This is a genomic window from bacterium (genome assembly GCA_030530825.1).
Lineage (GTDB): Bacteria > Patescibacteriota > Saccharimonadia > Saccharimonadales > Saccharimonadaceae > Nanogingivalis.
In genome coordinates this window covers 1-22,827 of the sequence record JAUMUF010000001.1, presented here as the reverse complement: position 1 = coordinate 22,827, position 22,827 = coordinate 1, and the positions used below count along the sequence as shown (strand labels likewise).

Genomic DNA, 22,827 nt, shown 5'->3' with positions numbered 1-22,827 from the left:
ATTCAAAATTCTCAAACTTGCCGACTAAAATAAGCATAAGCCTTGTTAAAGTCAAGTAGTTGTGATATAATTAAAAAGTAAACAAAAATGAGAAATTACAGTTTATTTGAGGAGGGATTTCGGCGAGGATTTCGCGTGAAATGTTGTTTTAATTTGCTGTGAAATTTCTCGTGAAATGTTTGCGTAAAATTTGCTTTTTGTTTCTGATTCGAAGAGAAATGAAGGGCGGAATTTGAAAATTTAGCCGAATGATACTTCTGTATTTTCGCCCATCGTTATGGGGAAAATCTTTATTTCTTCAAGAATCGTTATTCTTTGAAGAAGTTTTCGCAAATGAATTTTCTTCCTTCGAGAAAAATTAAGATTAAAAGGGAAATTTGATGAAAATTACTAAAACTTACGAGCCAAATAATTACGAACCCGAGATTTACGCGCTTTGGGAAGCCTCTGATGCGTTTTCTTCAACAGGGGTGGGCGAGCCATATTCGATCGTGATGCCACCACCAAATGCCAACGGGAATCTTCATATCGGCCACGGATTGATGGCTGCGGTTGAGGATATTTTGGTGCGGTATTACAGGATGAAAGGGCGCGATGCGATTTATCTTGCTGGCGCCGACCATGCGGGCTTTGAGACTTGGGTTGTTTATGAGCGCGTTTTGAATGAGCAGGGCAAGAGCCGGTTCGACTTTTCTAGAGATGAACTCTATGATCAGGTTTGGGATTTTGTTGCTAAACAGCGGGGTGGAATGGAACTTCAACTCCGTGCGCTTGGCGTAGGTGCGGATTGGATAAATTCAACATTTACTTTGGATGAAAAAGTCATCAATCGCGTCTACAAAACTTTCAAGAAATTATGGGACGACGGCCTTATTTACAGAGGCGAGCGAATTGTTAATTACTCTACCAAATATCAGACTTCTTATGCCGATATTGAAGTTGATTACAAGGAAGAAAAGGGCAAACTTTGGACAATTGCTTATCCAGTGATTGGTAAATTTGGCGAGCCAGAACAGTTTATGCTCGTTTCAACAACTCGCCCAGAAACAATGCTCGGCGACACGGCACTGGCGGTCAATCCAGAGGACGAGCGCTATCAAAAATTGATCGGTAAAATGGTCAAAATTCCGCTTATTGGACGAGAAATTCCAATAATCGCGGACGAATACGCCGACCCAGCTTTTGGTACGGGTGTGGTTAAGATTACACCTTTCCACGACCCAAATGACTTTGAAGTTGGTCAGCGCAATAATCTATCTAAGATTCAGGTTATCGGCTTTGATGGCAAAATGACAACTGAGGCCGGTGCTGATTTCGAGGGCTTGACCGTTATGGAAGCGCGCAAGAAAATTCTTTCCAAGTTGAAAGAGCAGGGCGCTTTGATGAAAGAAGAAGATTTAACCCACGTGGTTGGCTATGACTACAAATCTGGCGAGCCAATTCAGCCGCTCGTCAAAGAACAGTGGTTTATTTCGACCAAACCTTTGGCAGAAGCAGCACTTATCGCTCTCAACAATAACGAGATTCGTTTCGTGCCAGACAATAAAAAGAATGTTTTGTCAAATTATCTTGAAAATATCCGCGACTGGAACGTTTCACGCCAAATTCCTTGGGGTATTCCAATTCCGATGTTCCAGAATAAGGACGACGCCAGCGACTGGATATTCGATACGCGAGTTCATTTGACAGAAATTGAAAAAGATGGTAAAACATACATTCGTGACGAGGATACGCTTGACACTTGGTTTTCATCTGGCCAATGGCCATTTATCACAACGGATTATCTCGATGGTGGCGACCTCGCTAAATTCTACCCAAACAGCGTGATGGAAACAGGCCACGACTTGATTTTCCCTTGGGTCAGCCGCATGATCATGCTTGGAATTTACTGTACGCAATCTGTTCCGTTCAAAGAAGTTTATCTACACGGAATGGTTTTGGATGAAAAGGGACAGAAAATGTCCAAATCCAAAGGCAATGTTATCAACCCGATGGATGTGATCGCAGAATTTGGTTCCGACGCGTTTCGTCTTGGAATTATCGCCAGTCGCTCGGCAGGGCAGAATCAAGCCTTTGCTAAAAACAAGGTCATCGCAGGTAGAAATTTCTGTAACAAATTGTGGAATGTTTCACGATTCATCACAGAAAAGGTCGGCGAGATGCCTTCCAGTCGTCAGCCTGAAGCGTTATCCAATGCTGACCACTGGGTGGTGCGAGAACTCTCTCAAGCAGTCAAAACTCTCGACGATCATATCGCCAATTATCGCTTCTCCGAGGCGGGCGAGTTGGTCTATCATACCATTTGGACTTCTGTTGCCGACTGGTATGTTGAGGCCTCCAAGGCTCAGCATAACCCCGAACTTCTTCGATGGGTGCTTGAAACTTGTCTCAAACTCGCTCACCCATTTGCGCCATTCGTGACAGAAACAATCTGGCAGACACTTCCTTGGACCAATGGAGTTTTGGCCAAAGAAACTCTCGCGCCGATCTCCATTGAGTTTGACGAGATCCAAGCGATTGGCTTTGAGCGAATCCAAGAACTTGTCAGCGAAGTCCGCGCAGTAATCGCAGAGTTGCCTAATAAAAAACGCTATCCGCTTCTCTTTGCTAATGACGGGCTTATCGCGGAAAATGCCGAGACTATTCGTGCGCTTACTCGCGTACCTGCGGTGGAGGAGACGGATACCCCTCGTGGATTTAGCCTTGCGGCTAGTGGCTTGGGCGCGTGGCTCGATGTCCCGCAAGAGGTTTTGGCGGAGTATCGAGAAGATCTAATCAAGCAAAAAAACCAAATCGAGAGCGAAATCCTTAGCCTTTCTCAGCGCCTTTCGAACGAAAATTACATCGCCAAAGCGCCCGAGCATCTGGTTGAAGAAACCCGCCTCACGCTTTCGGACAAAAAAGCCAAGTTAGAAAAGATCGAGAAGGGTATTGAAAATTTGTAGAACTTGGTAAGCACAAAAGCACTCTGAGAGGGGTGTTTTTTGCTTGACAATTGTTGGTTTTGTTTGATAAGATGGATAAAGATTTAACTTATTATAATATTTTATTAGCAAAGGATATTTAATATGAATAAAAACTTAGGCTGGTTATTATTTATTATGCTCTCGGTGATTGCTTTACCTTTCGGTATAGATGCCTACGAGAACAGAACTGTATGTAGTAATGAGATTGTTAAGTTTCAGACGACAACTTCTGAAGATGAATTTAACACTCACGACCAATCACTTGGTGGAAAAGAAAAATCCAGAAGAACTACAATAACCGGCTCAAACGGACAAGATGAGGTTTGTCGTAATAGCAAAACCAAAAAAGAACTAAGTCGCAAGTCCAAATACAAGCCAACAAACGAGCATATCGTAATAACCAAATACAAATACGTAGCACCACCGCCACCTCCCACTCCAGTACCTGCTCCACAATCTTACAATTACTACGGCGGTGGAGGCGGTGGGGGTTATCGAGGATATAACTACTCTACGACTAGATACAACTATAGTCCAAGATTTAGTTCTCCTCGAGTTTATTCTCCGCCAATTAGAAGTGGCGCGTTCTGTCGCGATGGAAGTATGAGTTCTGCTACGGGCAGGGGTGCTTGTTCAAGGCACGGCGGTGTTTCGTCCTGGTATTGATAAAATTTTCAAGATAATGTATGGTAAAACCGTATTAAGATAATTAAATCCGCGGTTGAAACTTTGCCTAAAATTTGCTAAAATTAAAAAGCGGGGAGAGATGGCCGAGTGGTTTAAGGCGCACGCCTGGAACGCGTGTTGGGTCGAAAGGCTCTCGCAGGTTCGAATCCTGTTCTCTCCGCCAGGAGAAAACCGCTGACTTTTTGTCGGCGGCTTTCTTCTTTTCGAAGAAAATGTATTTGAGCCTGCGAGGCGGGTTCGTTCACAAAGCGGACTTATCCTGTTCTCTCCGCCACAGAAAATCCGTCAGTTTGCGCTGGCGGGTTTTCTTTAATATTTAGCCTAAATCTGTTAAAATAGAGCAAAGGAGGATTAAAATGAAGCAATTTATCTTAGAGCAAGACTTCTTGGAGATTTTTCCAGAGGCTAAAATTGGCGTAATCATCGCTAAAAATGTTAAAAATACACCTGTCGCGGACAATTCTGATTTTGAAAATTTACTAGAACAATCGTCTGAAAGTGCTAAAGTTCACCTAACGGCTGATGAATTTTCAAAAAATCAGGTTGTCGCGAGTTGGCGTGAAGCATTCAAAAAGTTTAAGAGTAAAAAGGGAAATCGCTCATCAATTGAAGCACTTCTCAAAAGAATTGATAACGGCCGTGGTGTTGGATCGATAAGTCCACTGGTAGATGTTTATAATTCTGTATCTTTAGAGTTTGCTGTACCTTGCGGCGGCGAGGATTTGGCCAAAATTGCCGGCAATATGCGCTTAACTCTTGCTAATGGTGACGAAAACTTTATAACTTTGGGCAGTGAAAAGTCCGAGCCACCTCTCGAAAATGAACTCATCTACAAAGATGAAGAGGGTGCTGTCTGTCGTTGCTGGAATTGGCGCGAGGCTGTACGAACAATGCTCACAGATCAAACCACCGACGCTGTCTTTATTATCGAAAACTGGAATGGGCAGAATTTAGAAAATTTCCACACCGCTATCGATGCGCTAAAATCTCGATTGGAAGAATTTATCGGTGGGCAAATTTCTTCTGTTGTCGCCGACAAAGATAATCCTTCAGTAGATCTTGGCGAATTTTAATTCTAGGATCCGATACCCGCCTAGTATTGACATTTCTTGATAATTATGCTAAAATATAGTTAGTTTCTCGTTTCGAGAAAAGTTGAGCATTGTGCTCAAAATTTTAGAAAGAGGTGAAAACTAATGAGAGTTTTCGAAAATATCAATATTAGGGAAATCTTACATTCTGTCAAGGAGGCTATCAAAAAATCCTTTGATGAATTCCTGCGCGACCCCAAAGCTTTTTCCGTTGAAACTGCGGATAAGGCGGGTCAATTGATTCTTAAGGCTATGGATGATGAGATTCCACCTTACGCTACAAGCTATCAGGTGGCTAAGGCGATCAGATTCAACTATCTCGAGTGGATATTTTGGATACAAGAAGACGGCTACGCGGCAAACCCAGAGATTTATCTGGTTTTACCTCACGGAGCTTCCGCTAGGGAATCTATGATTTCATTAGAAAAATTCCTCAAGCGCCGCAAATTCAACATTGAAAGGTGTGGCTTCAACCGCTACAAAATCTCCAACGGCAATATAGAGAGATTTTTAACTCTTTCTACATACTCAGAGGTTAAGGCACTTCGTAAAAATCTCAAAAATTTTTACGAAATTCTTTAGCCGAACAACCTTAAACCCACCAATATATACGGTGGGTTTTGCTACTAATTTTCTTTCGTATTCTGAAACTTCTTTTTTATAAAATTGAATTTTTGCACAAAAGAGAGTATAATTTAACTATGAGCATTAAGAATAAATTGGCAAAGGCCGTTCGAAAATCGCTTCCAGGCGGAACGGTTAATCTCTTGGAAGAAAAATATCGACGAGGGAGAGCAAAGGTTGTTTCGAGCATCAACGGCAATCCTTCGAAAAAGTTGCGGGTAATTGCCGCCACTGGAACCAATGGCAAGACGACCACGATCAACTTTTTGAACGAAATTTTGAAAGAGGCGGGCTATAAAACAGCGATGTTTTCGACCGCAAATATAGAAATCGCAGGAGAAATGCGCGTCAACGACACCAACTCAACCACTGCAACGGTCGGTAGGCTACAGAAATTCTTCCGCGACGCTGTAAACGCGGATGTGGAATTCGCTCTAGTGGAGGCAACTTCTCACGCGCTTGACCAGCATAAATTTACGGGCGTCGACTTTGAAATGGCGATTATGACCAATCTCACACAGGACCATCTTGACTACCACAAAACGATGGATAATTACGCCGCCGCCAAAGCAAAACTTTTTGAAAGCAATCCAAAATTCATTGTGCTAAATACCGATGACAAATACTTCGACTATTTTAATAAATTCGAGGCGGCTGATGCCAAAATCACTTATGGCACTAGCGATATGGCTGACGCTAAAATCCAAAAGGTTAAACTTTACAAAAAGGGTAGCGAAGCAGAAATCACCTTGGACACTACTGTTAAAATTGAAGCGGCGACCAATTTGCCGGGCAAATTCAATGTGTATAATATGACCGCGGCTATTGCTGCTGCGTGGCTCTTGGGCATTCAGCCGGAGGAAATTCAAGAGGGCGTGGCCAATCTCGAAGCCATCTCGGGCAGATTCGAAAGGGCGGTAGAAGGCTTGCCTTTTGATGTGATCGTTGACTACGCTCACACGCCAGACGGCCTTGAAAAGGTCCTCGACACAGCCAAATCTATTTCTAAAAATCGCGTGATTTTGGTTTTTGGTGCCTGTGGTGACCGTGACCGCAAGAAGCGCCCAATTATGGGTGAAATATCCGTCCGACTTGCCGACCGCATCATTCTAACCGATGAAGAAAATTATACCGAAGATGCCGAGCAAATTCGGCGAGAAATTAAAGAGGGAATGGGTAAAAACCTGCCAGCCAAAGTCCAAGAAATCGCCAACCGTCGAGAAGCAATCAAAAAAGCGCTTCAAATCGCCGGCAAAGGTGATATTGTACTTATCACAGGGCTGGGACATGAAGTTTATCGCGTCATCAACGGTGAAAAAGTCGAATGGAACGATACGCAAGTCGTACAGGAAATATCCAAAGAGATTAAATCTTAAATAATAAAAATAGACCGAAAATCGGTCTATTTTTATGGCGGAGGATGGGAGATTCGAACTCCCGCTCCAGGTCTCCCTAGACTAACGATTTAGCAAACCGTCCCCTTCAGCCACTTGGGTAATCCTCCAATGTTTCTATTTTATCAAATTTTCCGCCCAATTTCAACCGCAGATTTTTAAAAAATAAATCCGCCCCAGAGTCATACAACAGGGGCGGATATAATTATGCAGTTTTAGCGTTCAAGTAGTCAATTTCTTTAATCACATCAAGAAGCGCATTGGCTCGCTTAGTCTCATCTTCGATATTTCGAGCAGCCGCATACGCTGGCTCAATCAAAGTTTTATCATCCGAAGAGCGAAGAAGCAACAAGTAAATATTAAACTTCTCCTCTGCAGAAACATCCAATTTCTCCATCAAAGGACGAAGATCTTGAAGCGCATGAACTTTGATTTCATCCAAAGATCCATCTGTCGCAATCACCTGAGCCACATCATCCTGAACAGGGGCAACTACTGGAGCAGCCGCCTCGGTTTCTACCGCTGGAGTAGCCTCAGCCGCTGGTTCAAGACCCTCAAATTGAAGAGACTCTTCGCCACCTTCTTCACCGTTAAGTCCAGCCAAAGCCTTTGCGAGTTCTGGGTCGTCGCTAACTGGCTGTTTTTGAATAGAATCTAAATTAAAATCCATTTTCCCACCTTTTTGAAATTATAAATTATCTAAAAATATTTTATCATAAAGCACAAGCAAAATCAATAGATTTTAATTATAATGTCGAAGCGACTCGATCGGGTCTTTTCGAGAGGCGCGGAATGCAGGGTAAATGCCAAAGATAACACCCACACCAACAGAAATCGCACCAATCATCAGCGCCACAGGCAAAGAGATCGCCGGCTTGAATGGCAAAACAGCGCTCAGCCCAAGAGAGAACATCCAGCCCGCTACAAAGCCAAAAATACCGCCACCGACAGAAATTATCATCGATTCAGTCAAGAATTGAAACAAAATATGCCGATTGTTAGCGCCCAATGCTTTACGGATGCCAATTTCTCGAGTACGCTCGCTCACATTAACCAGCATAATATTCATGATGCCAATTCCACCGACCACTAGAGAGATCCCCGCCACCAGCGCCAAAACAGAAGCACCAGTCTCAAAAATCTTGTGCGAAGGGTGCGAGATATTTTTGCCGCTCATCACCTCAAAGTCCTGCTCACCAGCGTGACTCTTACCAATTTGGGCCGAAATCTTTTTCGAAATACCACCAAGCGCATTGGCACTTTCCGCCTTGGCGTTGATTTGCTGAATCTGAAGATTATTAGAAGTCAAAGTTTTACCGTGCGAAAAACTCACCACAGCCACATTATCAAAATCCACATTGGAGAAATTTATCGCCGATTTTTGCTTTTCGAGAACGCCAATAATCAAGAACTTTTGCCCCTTAATGGTTAAATTCTGCCCAATAACATCTGGTGTTCCAAAAATATTCACCGCCAAATGATGACCAACCACCACATTTTGCGTATTGGATGGCTCAGCAATAAATTGCCCATCTCGAAGTTTGAGAGAAATCGTCTCCTCCAAACTTGGCGTTGTGGCCAAAATATCCGCACGATGAGACTTTCCTTCTGCTGTGATTTCAGCAGTAAAAACTGCGAGCGGGGCGCTGGAGATCACTTTTTCAGTTTTGGATACAATCTCAACATCTTTTTCCGTCAAAGAACTTTTCACAAAATTTTGCGAAGAAGTCAGCGTGGAAAGCAGATTCTTGTTTGTTGCTGACAAGTCCTTAGGCCGCACCACAACCATCGCCCCTTCGCTCTCAACTTGGCTCGAAATCAGACTCGAAACTCCGCCGCTCAAAGAGAAAATCGCCGTAATGCTGGCAATTCCAATCATTACGCCAAGCATCGTCAAAAATGTCCGCATGCGGTTGGCGTTTAGGCTTTCGAGAGCATTTTCGATGTGAGTTTTGAAAATTCGCATAATTAAACTCCTAATTCTTCTTTAATTTCGTCCAGTTTTTCTGTGACTTTTTCAATTTTTTCTAAAGTTCGCTCGGTTTCTTCAACACTTTTCGAAGATTTTTTAGAGTTCTTCTTAGAAGAAATCTGCTCATCAGTGTCGATTTTACCATCAAACATCGTGATAATTCGAGTTGCGTAAGCCACCAGTTCAGGGTTGTGCGTGACCATAATGATGGTGTTGCCTTTTTTGTGAATCTCTGAAAGTTCTTCCATAATAATGTGCGAAGATTTACTGTCCAGATTACCAGTTGGCTCATCGGCGAGAATGATCGAAGGCTCATTAACCAGCGCTCGCGCAATCGCTACACGCTGAGTTTGCCCGCCACTGAGTTGCCAAGGCATATAATATTCTCGCTCATTGAGATGGAAATTCTTCAAAATTCTGCTGGCGGTTTCAAGTCGAGTTGTTTTACCGACACCCTTATAAACAAGCGGCAAAGCCACATTTTCAATCACAGTTAGACGCGGAATAAGATTGAAGTTCTGAAAAATAAAGCCGATTTTATTGCTTCGAATTTGTGAATGCTGCCGACGGCTCATCCGCGCCACATTTCGCCCATCAAGAATATAGTCGCCAGTTGTTGCGCGATCAAGGAGGCCAATGATGTTAAGCAGGGTGGTCTTTCCACAACCACTCGGTCCCATAATAATGATAAATTCGCCTTTTTTAACACTCAAATCAACGCCATTTAGCGCAAAATTCTCCGCATCACCCACGCCAAATCGCTTTTTCAAATTTCTTAATTTCAAGATTTCTTTTTCAGTCTTCGCCATAATTCTATTTTACACGATTTTTGATAGAAATTAAAGATAAAAATGACAAAATCCGCTTAGATCTTGATTTTCGAAAAGTCCTCGGGAGATCCCTGCGGAAAATTCGAAAATCAAATCTTTCACGGATAAATTATTTGACTTTTCAATCAAAATATGCTAAAATAATCTTGGATTTGGTTCGAAAAAATCTTTAATTTCGAACTTGTATTTTTAGAAAAGAGGTTTTGTTTTTATGATAATCTTCATCTTAACTTTTCTCATTGTCTGCGCTTTTGTGGCGCTGATCAAACTCTCCGCTCAAAGCAAAGAAGAGCAAGAGTACGCGCACAGGATTTCAGAATAAGGAGGGCGAAAATGGATACTTTAGGCAAAATTGCCTTGTTTTTCTCTGGCGTGATAGTTTGTAAATTAGTGCAAAAGATCTTCAAGCCAGTAGAGCTTCCCGCCAAAATCTTGGATATTCAGATTGGTTGGGGAAAAGCTACTGTTACTTATAAGTTACCCGATGGTGAAGTATTCACCGCCAAATTCCCCGAGAAATATATTTTAGAAAGAAATATAGAAACTGAGGATATTGCTATATTAAAGATAGGCCCGTTAAGTATACAGATCATCGGAATTTTAAGGGAATTATAACCTCACGCCCCGCATCAAGCGGGGTATTTTTACTAAAATAAACCGCGCGAGGATTATTGCGCGGTTTTGATTTTATCGCTTGCGAACTAATAATGTGGCAGTACCAAGCAAGCTGAGTGTTGAAAGGGCAAGGGCAGAAATTCCACCAGAAAATCCAGTGTTTGGAGCTTGGATTTCTTCAGATTTATTTTCTTCTTTTTGAATGTTAGGCCTACCATAGACAAGAATAACATTTTTAACACCTTCTTCTACAACACCTTTCTGCTCAGAAGAATCTACAGCAAGACGCTTAAAAACATAACCTTCAATCTGTGGAGCTTCAACATGATAAGCAGTCCCCTCCTGAACTCGCTCAAGAATGAGCTTATCAGACTCCAACCCTTCTATTTTATTACCATTCTCGTCAATAATCTGTCGAATAACCGAACCTCGTTTTCGAATTTGGCCATATGATTTCATTTTAGCGCCAGTAATTTGCCCAAAAATATTCCTCTCATCTTTATGGATTTCTTGACCTTCTCGAATAACCCGAGTGACGCCCATTGCTTCAACAAGTTTAGACTCATTATAATTTATAGTTTTAGGTGAAGTGTCAAGTATTTTAGATCTAAGTGTAGAAAGACCCTCGTAAGCATCACCTTCAATTTCAATAATCTGAACCTTAACCCGATGCGGTGAAGCTTCAATGACTTTAGTGATAGTAGGTTTTTGATTGTTACTAATAACACCCTGAGGATTAATTTTATCAAACTCAGAATATGTGTTCATAGGCTCAGAATAGCGAATCTCTCTACCGACTTCTTCATCAAAAGCTACACCAAAGTTACTAGGAATATTATATTCAACAATATCACCTGCACGAAGTCTATTTTCCGGATGTCTATATTGTTGGGTAATATTAACTACAATACCGTTTGTCTTGATCGTTTCACCATCGTCAGTACTCAGCCACACCCGATCAAACGATACATATGGATAACTTGGAGGAGTTGGGATAACCGCCTTAATCTGAATCTTCTTACTTGCAACCAGATTATCTGCGACCACAACCGATTGTATTAGTTCGTAATCTTTAGTAGTTTTAGCCTGCCAAGATAGGAGGTTTTCCGAGGAAATCTCTATATTCCTATCCTTATATTTTGCCATATTTTCATTGAAAACCAGATTATATGTATAGCTCAGAGTACCAGCGCCTAATGGCAAATCATCAAAACCCACACCCCCACCAAGTGCATGACCTCCAGCAAATTTAAGAGAGCCAATTATTTCGTCATTAATTCGAATTTCTCGATTATCGAAAGTCTCACTCGAAGCATTTATATTATTAAACTTAATCTCAATATAATCACCAGCTTGAATATTGGCATCCGCAAGCCTAATCGAGAGATTGAGAGCATCAACATGATGAGACGAAACCTGAATATCTTTACTTTCAATCGTGCCGGTAGCACTATTGATAGCTATTTTACGACCTTCCGCAGCATAGACGCTGATATCCTGATTATTGCTCTGTAGGTAAATATTTTGCATAAAATTTACAGAAGAAGCCGCCCCAAGAGAAACAGTAGCTACGGCAAAAACCGCAACTTTAAAATTGGTATTTTTTACTTTCATTGTTTTCATCTCCTTTTTTAATAATAATTTCTTTTATGATTGCTTTAGGTTTTGTGGAGTTTCGAATTTATTTGTTATTTTTGCACTTATATCTTGTTTCGAATTTCACCTTTTACAATGCTTATGTCTATAATATCACACTTAAATATTTAAAGTCAAGCTTTTTCTTGGGATTTTTATTTTACTCATGGTGATATTTTCCGCCTCTGGAAATTTCTTGCGCGCGGTAGATTTGCTCGGCAAGGACGAGGCGGACAATTTGATGTGGAAAAACCAACTTCGAAAGGCTCCACACCAGATTGGCACGGCTTCGAAAGTTATCAGAAACGCCAAACGCACCACCAATAACAATCTTAACATTTTTCTGCGATAAATTATGAGTTAAAATTTCAGCCAACTCTGGACTTGAAAAATTCCGCCCACGCTCATCTAGCAAAATCACAAAATCATCGTTCGAAAGGAGTTTTTCTAGCCGTTCACTTTCTTCAATGCGCGCTTTTTCTCCTTCAAAAATCGAACTCGTCAAAAACCGCCACTCAAAATTAAACGGCGCACGCAACCGCTTTTCAAAATCCGCAATCGCGCCCGCAAGCAACTTATTATGCTTCTTCCCAACAGATATAACAGTTAGTTTCATAACAATATTTTAGCACAAATTTGCCCGATTTTTATGTTTATGTTAAAATATTTTAATGAAGAAGAAAATTTTTGGGGTTATTTTGATAGCAATTTTTCTGGTTGGTGCGCCGATTTTTTATCTAAATTCGAAGAAAGCCAACTGGGAAAACGATATTTTGGGGCGGATTATCAACTGTCGCGTGGGCGGCGTGACCGAGAAGACTTTTACGCTCAACGCGGACGGAACTTTTAAGATGATGATTCTTCCGTTTGATGTTTGGGGAACTTACGAGCTTGCCAATTTTGACGAAAAATCCGACAAAACAGAGGTGATTTTTACGGCTAAAAATTTGTATTCAAGCAAGGGTAATCGGACGGATTCGCTCAAAGAAAAACCACTCAAATGGCAAATGTCGCTTGATTTTGGCAAGAAAAACGACTACCACGCGTCGATTGACACGGTCAAAATGGCGTTTTCTGAAGACGAAAAATCAGCAATTTACGAAGTAATCTCTGACGAAAAACAAGTTTATCGCGGTTGTTTTGTCGAATAGGGGTTGACTTATTTAAAAAATAATGTCATAATGTAAATATATTCACGCTGATTGGAGCAACTCGAAAATCGAGCCACAGCAAAGAGGTGAATCGTATGAGTCAAATTCGCAACTACCACATCAAACAATCAGAATCTGGTTGGGGCGTATATTACAATTATGGCGGTAAGGAGCGTCGAATCTCTGGCGTATTAGCAAATACCAGGGAAGCCTTGGAGCGCTTCTGCAATCGTTTCAATGAACACATTGAATCGTACACAGAAAGCATCCATTATGAAGGAACTTTTCTCTCATGGTTAATTACAAAAGAAGTGATTAGTTATGGTGAAAGTTACGTCAAATCTTTTATAGCAAAATGGGGTCACAGGAATGTAAAAATCTCCTAACCCCACACCAAACCCTTCGAAATTCGTTTCGAGGGGTTTTCTCTTTTTTCGAAAAACAAAATCCCCGCATTCGAACGGGGATTTCAAGCATTTTTAAAGTATTTAAAATTTACGCTAAATAGTTTTATTTTTCGAGATTGAAAGGGCGATCTCGGCGAGTTGCTCGGGCGATTTGCGGACGGGGTAGCCGTGATGAAGTTGAAGCACGTCGTTGTCGTAAAGCGGAACAAGGTGAAGGTGTGCATGTGGAACACCAAAACCCTCAACAACCAAGCCCACGCGCTTTGGCTCAAAAGTCTGCTGGAGAGTTTTGGATAATTTCTTTGCTACTTCGAACAAATGTGCATAAGTTTCTTCATCCAAATCCCAAAGCAAGTCAACTTGTTTTTTAGGGAAGAGCAAAGTATGCCCGTCCGCCAGCGGATCGATGTCGAGCATCGCAAAGACTACTTCGTCCTCGTAGACTTTATGGCAAGGGATTTCGCCTTTAATGATGCGGGTGAAAATTGAGTCATTCATAGTTTTATTATACCACAACCCGACCAGCAGTCCAAATCACACACCACAAAACCAACACCTATAACCTCTTTAAAATCACGGATACGTCGTGATTTTTTATCTTCAACTAACCGACGCAAAAATTTATCCAAAAATTCCCCACTTTCTCCTTGACTCTTTCGCCTAAGAGAGTTATCCTCTGAGAGCAACAACCTAACTCGAAAGGAGAAATCTATGGAAAAGCAACCAAAACATCAATTTACTGGGCTGAAGAGTTTAGAAAACCTGAAAGATATTTATCATCAAACATACCTCGAACTTGAAGCTGGAGATATTGTAGAGTTGAGTCATTTTCAAAATTTTGACATGGATTGGAACCAATTGATAAACTCAGGCACCTTTGAAGCAACTCATAATCTTGGAGAAGATGGAATGCTGCGTTATACCTGCCAACTCGAAAATTCAACCGAAGCACGAGATTTGTTCAATCAAATCAGCAAACGGACAGATGAAGATTCGTCGCGAATTATCTCAGAACTCTTGAGGCAAACTGCTAAAATCATGGCAGTAGATATATCAAAACAAAATAACTAATCAAACGGTTGAGTAAAATCAGCCGTTTTTGCTTGCTTTTTTGTATTCGCATCGCTATTCGCTTCGAGTGAGATTTGGTTGGCGAAGTGTCGCCGTTTCTGTGATGTTTTGTCAGGCGACTTATTATCTTTCTTTGAGTGTTTTTGGGAGGATTGGCTGATTTTTCCAGATTTTGGGGTAGGTGAGCTTTGTCATCAGTAGATAAAGAGCCAATACACTTTCAGTAGCAACATTCACTCACCCCACCAAAGTTAAAGCTAAAACAAGCATTATCACCTACCAAAATTTACCCCAAAAAATCTCAAAACCTTAAATATTTCAAGAAGCACGCAAAATATACCACCTCCAATAATCCATGCCCGATAAAGCCGTTTCCTGCCCGTATAGCGTATTTTTAGCATTGAGATGCTCTCTCAAGTCTGATTTTGAAAGCTATTTTCAGATTGTAAATATTACATCAAAATAGACTGGACTTCCTTGGCGAAGAGAGTTATCATTGTCCAGTAATAATAGCCTAACAGATAAGGAAAGTATGAACGACTATAAAATAAAACAAGATTTAGCCAAACTCGCCCAAGAAATCCGCCAACAAACTTTTTGGGGATTGATACCAGAAATGCCTAAATGGGAGTTTTACGAAGTTGGGGCGTATTTACCAGTCATCAGCCTTCCAGCGTTTATCGACAGTTTAACCGTTAAAAACGGCGTTATAGGCTACGCAGTAACGAGTTTTAACCAATTTACCAAACACACCGAACTCTACGAAATTAACGCCACAATTGAGGAATTTAAGGCGAAGCTCCAAGCGGTTATCGAAAGTCAAACCAAAAAGGAATTTTGCCAAAATTTGCTAAAAGTCCTACAAACTGAAGTATATTTCGTAAAAGAATGGAAAGAATAACTATATCCCAGCTAAATTAACTGGAGTATTTCGAATAATCTATTAAAGCCACCGTCCATCTTGAAAAAACACTTAGATAATCTTACTCCTTGACACTTTAGTTTCATTAAATTCAAGCCCTGTAAAAGGCACTTTGGGTTGTTTTTCCATCTTTTTCTCCTTTCAAGTTAAGTGACTTGCTCTGACAATAACTCTCTTAGATAAAAAGTCCAGCCTTTCTCAAAAATATTCTACACTTATATTACTCCCACTTTCCTGCTACACTATCAAAGTAAATAAGGAGAACGTTTTGAATATAAGTAAGAAGCTAAAAGCGGCTATGCCCGTGTTAGCTCCACAGACAATCGCCAGCTATTAGGTTTAGAAGTTCAAAAAGAGGCTTTGGCTAACTGTGATATTCTCTTTACAGAGAAAGAATCTGGTGGTCAAGATAACCGCAAGGAGCTACTTCAAATCATAAGACTAGCTAAAAGATTAAGGAGGCAAGGGAAGTCAGTTTCAATCGTGGTATATAGACTAGATAGATTGACTAGAAGAATGTTTACTCTTGTAGATATACTAAGAGATTTTTCTGAGAAAGATATTCAACTGATAAGCATTCAAGAAAATATAGACACAAAGTCGCTTACTGGAAAACTACTGGTCGTATTGTTGGGTTATGTCGCAGAAATGGAACTTGAAGCTATAAAATCACGAACTAAAGATGGCTTAAGAAAAGCTAGAGAGCGTGGCGTTAAGTTGGGGAATCCTGGTATTTCCCGTAAGATTGAGCAGGAAGTCATTCTACTGTATCAAAATGAAGTAAAAGTCAAAAATATTGCTTCAGTCACTGAAATATCTGTCGCAACAGTATATAATGTGCTTCATCGCAACAAAATTCCATTAAAATCAAAAAAAACACAAAATTACTTGCAAATAAAGAGATAAAAGAGTAAAATGTAAGTGTAAATATTCTAAGAAACGAACGTCAAATAGAATACTTAAAAATAAAAAGAAGCACCTAATCGAATTGAATAAAATCAACTGATATAGTGCTTCTAAAAATATTATCTTGAGACTTCTAAAAAACGTTCGTTAGATAGAATATCACTAATCCTGTAGCAGGGATTGAGAGAAAATATTATTAGGAGGTCTGCATGGTTAAAGAGGTCCATACAGAAGTTTCAATTGAAGTAGCTAAGCCTATAAAGCAAGTTACTGATATTTTACGGGCGTTTGCTAGTACTTATAAGGGTAGCATACAAAATCTTCAAGGTGATGTTTTGAGCGCTTTTGATGATAGAGCCGATATTGAGGTTCTGATTGAAGGTCAGCTAGGTATTCTTGGCGGACTAAGGTATTTTAGACATAATTCCCTACATGACGTTTGGGCTTTGCAAGTTTACGTAAAAGATATGGGGAATTTTTGCCGTATCTTAATTATCACTATGGGGCATAAATCTTTCTGGCCTGTTGACGGCTTAGCTAATCCAAGAGCAAGCAAAGATAAAGAAGTACAGCTCATAGAAATGCTTCAAAGCTAGGAAGGAGTTTAATATGGGAAGCCTTAATGAGTGGATTTGTGCCTGCGAAAAAGATAGTTCTCGAAACGGGCAAAAATGCGAGAGCTGTCGTTCGAGTATCTTAAATGATTTTTCGTTTCATATGTGCCCTACTTCTTGGGGCGATTGTCAAAAGAAAAGTGGTTGGTGAAAATCCAACTAAAATAAAAATACAAACATAGAGAAAGGGTTCACTACATCAAGTGAACGAAGGTTTTGATTATGGGAAATCTTAATGAATGGGCTTGTGCTTGCGAAAAAGATTTACGTGGCAATAAATGCGATTCATGTAAAGAAGCGATTTATTACAATCTATCTAGTCACGGATGCACTTCCTTTGGTAGATGTGAAAAGAAATCCGGATGGTGGTAAAATGAAAATTATTATTACAGCAACTATCGAGTGCCCTATTTGCGGTCAGCCAACTAGCGATCGTTCTTCAGAGTGTTGCAACTGCCATAATAGGATTTAATTAATAATCTAAAGTATTATTAAGTCGATATAAAGAATACCGAGGACAAAAAAATGATTTTAGTTACTCATGGCGTCAATTGTTTATCGGATTATATAGGTTTTTCGAATCCTGGCGGAATAAGCAGCAATAAGACAGAGGCTATCAATTTCTTACTCTCCTATCAATCAATTCGCTTTTTTGCCAAAGAATATTTGAGAGCCAATAAAGTGCATTTTGAGCAACTCAATAATTCGAAAGACCTAACTAAAAAATTACAAGAATTGATTCAGTTTATTGAATTAGATTCAGAGCAAAAATCGTACAAGTTTAAAGAACTCAACGATAGCTCAACATCAAAAAAATTTTTCGAAGAACTTCAGCATATTTTCGAAGAACATAATACCCCTAAACTATACTCAGAAACATTAAGAATATATTGCTGTTTTATTAATGATGTATTATCGCCTAAGCATGATAATAATACTTCTGAAAAATATTTCAAAACTTTATATTCAATGTTGTTTGACTGGGCGGATGATGTTGGTTCAATAGCATACTACGACGTCATACCTAGCATTTGGGCTGCATTGGCGGTATATTCTGATTTTGAAGAAAATTATTCCAAAAAAACAAATCGTTCTTTGTTTGATTCGCTTAGAGAAGCGGACAGAGATAGAGTGCTAGAAAGTAGGGACTTAGAACTATACAAAGAAGGTAAGCCAATAGAATTAATAGAAAAAACAGATGAGGAAATAGATGCTATTTATGATGCCTGGATAAAAACCAGAAAAGAAAGAATAGATTTAAATCCCTCATCAAATGGCTTAGCAGCAAAAGAGTTTCTAAAAGATTATCGCAATGAATATGATGCAGTTCTTCATTTAGTATTTGAGCACTATGGAAGCCTAGACTTAGACTATTTTAATGAATATTATTATCGTTTTTTAATACAAGAAGTTTTCCCGGACTATTCGCAACCATATTCATCTTATCTTCATTATTATTCTTCAGAAATTAGCAATGATATGCTGATTAAACTAAAAATTTTCGAAGATATAGTTAAAGCTTCTAATGAATCTCAAGTTATTCAAATAGTGTCTTCATACGGTAGCGAAAGTTCACAAAGAGAGGTATTCTTTGGTGATTTGATACTCTTCTTTGGCGAAAAAATCCATATAGATAATTCAATCTCGAAAGTGGGGCTTACTTTTCAGTTGATAGCATTATTCTGGGACGCTAAGTTATCCTCAGATAATTGGGATAAAACAGAGAAATTAAACATAGAGTTGTTAAAAATACTAGAGCTAGGAGATTCGTTCTGGAAAAATGATTATAGCTCAGAAGAATTTGACCTAATCGTTTCCATCTGGTCTCTCTTGGCTATATATAGTAATTTTGAACTATACTTTAAATTCACCTATCATAAAGATTTGTTCGATTACTACGATGTAGCAATTGACAACACTAGCAAAAATATAAACACTACCAAAATAGAGCCTACCCAAAATAAAGATGGTTGTTATATCGCAACGTCTGTATATGGTTCATATGATTGTCCATCTGTATGGACTTTACGAAGGTTTAGGGATTATTACTTGCGTAAAAGTGTTATAGGCAGATTATTTATTGGGCTTTACTACAAAATAAGTCCTAAAATGGTTGCTCGTTTTGGAGAAAATAAAATATTTAAAAAAATTACAAAAATAATTTTGGATTTTTTTATCGGTCTACTCAAAAAACAAGGCTATTCAGATAGTCCTTATACAAAATAAACATAGAAAGGTTACAAAAATGGCAGAAAGATGTACAAAATGTGGTGATTGGCTGATGGTTCAGCAATATGACGAAGCCAGAGGAAAGGTTATTAAAGCTTGCAATAATCCTAATTGTTCAATGAAAGGTTATTCTATTTCTTTTAGTGAAAGATAAAGTCCCCTCTATGCAAAAACCCACCTTACTTCCAAGGTGGGTTTTTGTATTTAATTTATAACACCAAAATAAAACACCCCTTAATATTTAAAGGAGTGTAATTCTTCTATGCCTCTGCCAGATTAATTATATCCTCTCTAGAGAGACCGTATACTTGTGCTATAGCTTCATATCCATCAAAGTACTCTTCTGTAAACATTCTTGAATCTCTCAGTTGTTTCCGAATTTCCTCTGTAAGATTGGCTATCTTTTTTTCATGCTCGATATAAATGGTGTTATATATCGTTTCAGAACCAAGATATTCTATAATAACAGAATCAGGATATGAGTAGGCTATCATTCTCATAGCAAGCATTTTTTTATCAAAATGGTCGCGAGATATAAAATCTACCAACTTCCTGTATGTTGATATTGGAATAGTCATAGGTTTCCCTCTCTTCAATAAACTAACCCATCTGCTACTAGATAGGTTAAAGTACCTCCCCAGTAGCGGGTTAGTCATTAGACTATCCAATAACATACCCCCACTCCAGCAGTCCAGAAAACCAATAACAATCAACCATAAACTAAACCAACATAACCCACCAAAAGCCCTTGAAATAGGGCTTTTTGAGTCTCGAAAAACTCGCTACTCTTGAAAAAACGCTTACTTTATGCTATAATATAGCCAGATGGATTATTCCGAGTAGATTAACAATACTCAGATAAAAGGCTCTAACCAGCTTAAAAGGTGCTTATCACCTTGGCTGGTTAGGGTCAAGGTGAATTTTCTATATTTATAATTAGAAATGGAGAACTCACCTCAATGAGTCAAAGAAACCAAACCAGTCCAACAGCTGATGTCGTCGCCAAAAAGCTATTTAACGACTCAGAAATCACAAAAGATTTTATCGAGGCATTTTTAGGATTAAAACCTAAAGTTGTTAAAATACTTAACGGCACCTTGAGCGACCTCCGCAAGGAGCGAGCTGAACGAGGTAAGCATTTTAGCACTATGGTTGATGTTTTGGCTGAACTTGATGACAACACGCAAGTTATTATTGAGATTCAAGTTGCCCAGCAAGACGGCTTCATTAAGCGACTTTGGACGTATTCTTGCCAACATTTGGTCAAAGATTTGCCGAATGTTAGAGAAAAAGTTGAGCGAACCCACGATATGTATGACAAGATTCGACCGATTTATAGCATCGCTCTGGTCGAAAGCCAATATTTTGTGGATAGTCGCCCAATTCATTCGTTTGTCATTTCTGATGAGGAAACCAAAGATACTTTAATTTTACCATTTGGCGAAGAAGAGTTACTGAGGGAACCGTTTCGAATGACAATTTTGGAGCTAAAAAAATTCCAAAGTGAAAAATTAACTTCAAAACAACGTTTTTGGTTTGAATTTTTTGCGAATGAGGAGTTTAGCTCTGACCTTCCAGATGTTATCAAAAAGGCCGAGGATTTACTGGATAGGGAAAAATGGTCTGAGGAGGAAAAAGAAATGTTTGAAAACTGGCAAAGACAGGTCTCTGCTCATTTTGGAGAGTTGAAGACAGCCGAAAGACAAGGGGCAAAGAAACAGGCTCTTGAAACTGCTCGAAACCTTATCAAAAACCTTGGGCTTGCTCCAGAAGTTGTTGCAGAAAATACTGGCATAACTTTGGAAGAAGCTCTTGAAATTGAGGAATCTCTCACCTCTTCTGGCGTATAGCCAAAATTGTTGACATTTAGGGTCTAAATCCATCCACCCTAACACTCAAAGCACCTTGAAGTCCCACGAAGTCCGTGGGATTTTTTATATCTCTTGACAGAATATTCAGATAGTGATACAATGAAGACGGTTACAGATGAAAAAACTCCTGATGTGACCGCAAAATAAAAACAGTTCACTAAATTTCTCAGGTTCAGGAACTGTTTCTATATTTTGGTTATAACCTTATATATCAAGGTTATCTTGCTCTTCCTTTTCTGGAGGAGCTTCTTCTTTACCTTCACTTTTTTCCTTTCTTGGTCTTACCATATCTGGCAACACCTTAGTTAACTCAGATAGAAACGGCTTCACAGACTTCAACATCTTTTCTCCTTTGACCTCAACGGATGTTCTTACTGTATCTGTATCCAAAGAGAGCCTAAACTCTTCGCCGTCTGACATTTGTTCGTTTTTATTATCTTTTTTACTTTTGCTAACGAATCGCCAACGAAAGCTATTGTTCACCAATGCAAGTAAGTTTACTATTATTGGTGGGGTTAAATGTGAATAATCAGATTTTTTGCTAAAAAATTCAGCAATTTGCTCCAAAATAGTTTTTTTCATGATTTATTCCTCCATGAATATTCGAGGGAGGTCTAAGCCTCCGAGTTAAAGTTGATGCAGTTGATAGAGCCAACAAAATGCACATCCCTTCTAAATTTGTAAGTTAATCTTTAATGTGTGATTGAATGCTTAACACTCAATATGACGACAGGTCTCTTTACCTCCTCCCTACAAGACCTAAATAACCACTACACGAACTAGCGTTCAGTCAAGATTCAGATGTCTTTTGCGTATATGGATAATACGCCCAATCCACTTGGATTTGATGAATGTTAGTTGTGTAGCGGTTATAACTACAAGATATAAAGTGGAGTTGTTGTGGTAAGGCAGCGCAACCCACTACTTTTAATTAAATAATACCACGAATGAAAGCGTTTGTCAATACAAAAGAGTAAAGAACAAAAATAAACTGAGATTATTTAATTCCCTCCACCCCAAACGCAATCCCCAACCTCTCATGCTGTTGCTGGAAGATTTCCGTCAACTCCAAGAAAAACTGGTCACTGGTCTCAATCGCCAGAATATCCAAGAGCTTCAGCCCAACGCTCGTAAAGCTATAACTTCGATACTGAATATCAAAAGGCTCTTGGTCGGTAGTGAAATAAAAGACTAAGTTGTCGTTTTGAAAGCCTGCTGGCTCGCTATTGACCTCCACCAAGTTCAAAATTCGTGACCCCATATTGATTAGCCCAAATTCTTCCATAAGTAAAAACTCGGCGTTGCCAATCCCAAAATCTTTGTAGAGCTGGATTTCGGCGTCAGAAACGGGGGCGTAAAGGTAATACTCCTCATCTTCATCGTAAATGACCAGCTCTGCCAAGCGTTTGAAGATACCCACTTCTTTCTTGCTCATCTTTTGAACGGTTACCAAAAATTGCGGAGAGAGGGCTTCTTCAAGCATAGCCTCATCAAGCAGACCACCCCAAGCCTCCAAACCCACCAGTTGGGATTGTTCAAAATTGACCTCAAAGCTGACATAGTCGGCTTTTTTATTATGCCAAGATTCCAATGCATAGTAAAAGCACTCCGCCAAAAAGAGGTAGGGTCTGGCGGTGTAGTGTTTGGTATAAGATTGAAGAAGCCCTGCGTAAATCACTTGATTGAGATTTCTGGATTCTTTGAGGAGCTGGTGGGTGGCGTCAAGTAATTTTAGGCAGTTGAAGTGGCTGTTTCTGAAGTTCAAGCTTCGAAGGTCAGCTTCAACAGCTTGAATATAGGCTGAAAAGCCTTGTTCTTCAACTGCTTCTACCATGTCGAGGC

General features: G+C 39.7%; 23 protein-coding genes, 2 tRNA genes and 1 pseudogene. 16 read left to right on the top strand and 10 right to left on the bottom strand.

Going from position 1 to position 22,827, the window contains the following annotated elements; genetic code table 11:
• Nucleotides 1–380: 380 nt before the first annotated feature.
• From Q4A21_00130 to Q4A21_00105, 6 genes are all read left to right on the top strand, one after another.
• Nucleotides 381–2,945 (top strand): valine--tRNA ligase, encoded by a 2,565-nt coding sequence (locus Q4A21_00130; GenBank protein ID MDO4901959.1) that lies wholly within the window; start codon nt 381–383, stop codon nt 2,943–2,945.
• A 123-nt stretch (nt 2,946–3,068) separates the two neighbouring features.
• Nucleotides 3,069–3,632 (top strand): hypothetical protein, encoded by a 564-nt coding sequence (locus Q4A21_00125; GenBank protein ID MDO4901958.1) that lies wholly within the window; start codon nt 3,069–3,071, stop codon nt 3,630–3,632.
• Nucleotides 3,633–3,726: 94 nt separating this feature from the next.
• Nucleotides 3,727–3,816: transfer RNA gene (locus tag Q4A21_00120), tRNA-Ser, on the top strand.
• 193 nt (nt 3,817–4,009) lie between these two features.
• Nucleotides 4,010–4,726 carry a B3/4 domain-containing protein gene (locus Q4A21_00115; GenBank protein ID MDO4901957.1) on the top strand — a complete coding sequence of 239 codons (717 nt, stop codon included), beginning with the start codon at nt 4,010–4,012 and terminating at the stop codon, nt 4,724–4,726.
• Between the two features lie 123 nt (nt 4,727–4,849).
• Nucleotides 4,850–5,326 carry a hypothetical protein gene (locus tag Q4A21_00110; protein MDO4901956.1) on the top strand — a complete coding sequence of 159 codons (477 nt, stop codon included), beginning with the start codon at nt 4,850–4,852 and terminating at the stop codon, nt 5,324–5,326.
• Between the two features lie 119 nt (nt 5,327–5,445).
• The gene (locus Q4A21_00105) at nt 5,446–6,744 is read left to right on the top strand and encodes a UDP-N-acetylmuramoyl-L-alanyl-D-glutamate--2,6-diaminopimelate ligase (protein ID MDO4901955.1); all 1,299 of its coding nucleotides are present in this window, start codon (nt 5,446–5,448) and stop codon (nt 6,742–6,744) included.
• Between the two features lie 35 nt (nt 6,745–6,779).
• On the opposite strand, the gene Q4A21_00100 is transcribed toward Q4A21_00105, so the two are convergent.
• From Q4A21_00100 to Q4A21_00085, 4 genes are all read right to left on the bottom strand, one after another.
• Nucleotides 6,780–6,872 (bottom strand) — tRNA-Ser (locus Q4A21_00100).
• Between the two features lie 95 nt (nt 6,873–6,967).
• Nucleotides 6,968–7,432 carry a hypothetical protein gene (locus Q4A21_00095; GenBank protein MDO4901954.1) on the bottom strand — a complete coding sequence of 155 codons (465 nt, stop codon included), beginning with the start codon at nt 7,430–7,432 and terminating at the stop codon, nt 6,968–6,970.
• Nucleotides 7,433–7,504: 72 nt separating this feature from the next.
• A complete protein-coding gene (locus Q4A21_00090) occupies nt 7,505–8,728 on the bottom strand; it encodes an ABC transporter permease (GenBank protein ID MDO4901953.1) in 1,224 nt (407 codons plus the stop codon).
• 2 nt (nt 8,729–8,730) lie between these two features.
• Nucleotides 8,731–9,543, bottom strand: coding sequence for an ABC transporter ATP-binding protein (locus tag Q4A21_00085; protein MDO4901952.1), 813 nt, complete (start codon nt 9,541–9,543; stop codon nt 8,731–8,733).
• A 354-nt stretch (nt 9,544–9,897) separates the two neighbouring features.
• Between Q4A21_00085 and Q4A21_00080 the strand changes: the two genes are divergently transcribed.
• A complete protein-coding gene (locus tag Q4A21_00080) occupies nt 9,898–10,179 on the top strand; it encodes a hypothetical protein (GenBank protein MDO4901951.1) in 282 nt (93 codons plus the stop codon).
• A 72-nt stretch (nt 10,180–10,251) separates the two neighbouring features.
• On the opposite strand, the gene Q4A21_00075 is transcribed toward Q4A21_00080, so the two are convergent.
• Entirely contained in the window at nt 10,252–11,793 is a 1,542-nt protein-coding gene (locus Q4A21_00075; protein ID MDO4901950.1) for a MucBP domain-containing protein, read from the bottom strand.
• Between the two features lie 181 nt (nt 11,794–11,974).
• Complete coding sequence (locus Q4A21_00070) at nt 11,975–12,430, bottom strand: 23S rRNA (pseudouridine(1915)-N(3))-methyltransferase RlmH (protein ID MDO4901949.1); 456 nt, start codon at nt 12,428–12,430, stop codon at nt 11,975–11,977.
• Between the two features lie 55 nt (nt 12,431–12,485).
• Between Q4A21_00070 and Q4A21_00065 the strand changes: the two genes are divergently transcribed.
• Nucleotides 12,486–12,965, top strand: coding sequence for a hypothetical protein (locus Q4A21_00065; protein ID MDO4901948.1), 480 nt, complete (start codon nt 12,486–12,488; stop codon nt 12,963–12,965).
• A 95-nt stretch (nt 12,966–13,060) separates the two neighbouring features.
• On the top strand, nt 13,061–13,351 hold the full coding sequence (locus tag Q4A21_00060; protein ID MDO4901947.1) for a hypothetical protein: 291 nt from the start codon (nt 13,061–13,063) through the stop codon (nt 13,349–13,351).
• 114 nt (nt 13,352–13,465) lie between these two features.
• On the opposite strand, the gene Q4A21_00055 is transcribed toward Q4A21_00060, so the two are convergent.
• Entirely contained in the window at nt 13,466–13,870 is a 405-nt protein-coding gene (locus tag Q4A21_00055) for an HIT family protein (GenBank protein MDO4901946.1), read from the bottom strand.
• 213 nt (nt 13,871–14,083) lie between these two features.
• On the opposite strand from Q4A21_00055, the gene Q4A21_00050 reads away from it, so the two are divergent.
• The 6 genes and pseudogenes from Q4A21_00050 to Q4A21_00025 all read left to right on the top strand — a co-directional run bounded on the left by Q4A21_00050 (nt 14,084) and on the right by Q4A21_00025 (nt 19,268).
• A complete protein-coding gene (locus tag Q4A21_00050) occupies nt 14,084–14,443 on the top strand; it encodes a hypothetical protein (GenBank protein ID MDO4901945.1) in 360 nt (119 codons plus the stop codon).
• A 532-nt stretch (nt 14,444–14,975) separates the two neighbouring features.
• Nucleotides 14,976–15,344 carry a hypothetical protein gene (locus tag Q4A21_00045; GenBank protein MDO4901944.1) on the top strand — a complete coding sequence of 123 codons (369 nt, stop codon included), beginning with the start codon at nt 14,976–14,978 and terminating at the stop codon, nt 15,342–15,344.
• Between the two features lie 315 nt (nt 15,345–15,659).
• Nucleotides 15,660–16,271, top strand: a pseudogene (locus Q4A21_00040) (recombinase family protein).
• Nucleotides 16,272–16,480: 209 nt separating this feature from the next.
• Entirely contained in the window at nt 16,481–16,867 is a 387-nt protein-coding gene (locus tag Q4A21_00035) for a hypothetical protein (GenBank protein MDO4901943.1), read from the top strand.
• A 543-nt stretch (nt 16,868–17,410) separates the two neighbouring features.
• On the top strand, nt 17,411–19,111 hold the full coding sequence (locus tag Q4A21_00030) for a CFI-box-CTERM domain-containing protein (GenBank protein ID MDO4901942.1): 1,701 nt from the start codon (nt 17,411–17,413) through the stop codon (nt 19,109–19,111).
• A gap of 19 nt (nt 19,112–19,130) precedes the next feature.
• A complete protein-coding gene (locus tag Q4A21_00025) occupies nt 19,131–19,268 on the top strand; it encodes a hypothetical protein (GenBank protein ID MDO4901941.1) in 138 nt (45 codons plus the stop codon).
• 106 nt (nt 19,269–19,374) lie between these two features.
• Here Q4A21_00025 and Q4A21_00020 read toward each other — a convergent pair whose 3' ends face one another.
• Entirely contained in the window at nt 19,375–19,692 is a 318-nt protein-coding gene (locus Q4A21_00020; GenBank protein MDO4901940.1) for a hypothetical protein, read from the bottom strand.
• A 381-nt stretch (nt 19,693–20,073) separates the two neighbouring features.
• Between Q4A21_00020 and Q4A21_00015 the strand changes: the two genes are divergently transcribed.
• Complete coding sequence (locus tag Q4A21_00015) at nt 20,074–20,964, top strand: Rpn family recombination-promoting nuclease/putative transposase (GenBank protein ID MDO4901939.1); 891 nt, start codon at nt 20,074–20,076, stop codon at nt 20,962–20,964.
• A gap of 225 nt (nt 20,965–21,189) precedes the next feature.
• Here the strand turns inward: Q4A21_00015 and Q4A21_00010 are convergent, their stop codons facing one another.
• Complete coding sequence (locus Q4A21_00010) at nt 21,190–21,567, bottom strand: hypothetical protein (GenBank protein MDO4901938.1); 378 nt, start codon at nt 21,565–21,567, stop codon at nt 21,190–21,192.
• A gap of 415 nt (nt 21,568–21,982) precedes the next feature.
• Nucleotides 21,983–22,827 (bottom strand): hypothetical protein (locus tag Q4A21_00005; GenBank protein ID MDO4901937.1); only part of this gene is annotated, 845 nt, incomplete at its 5' end.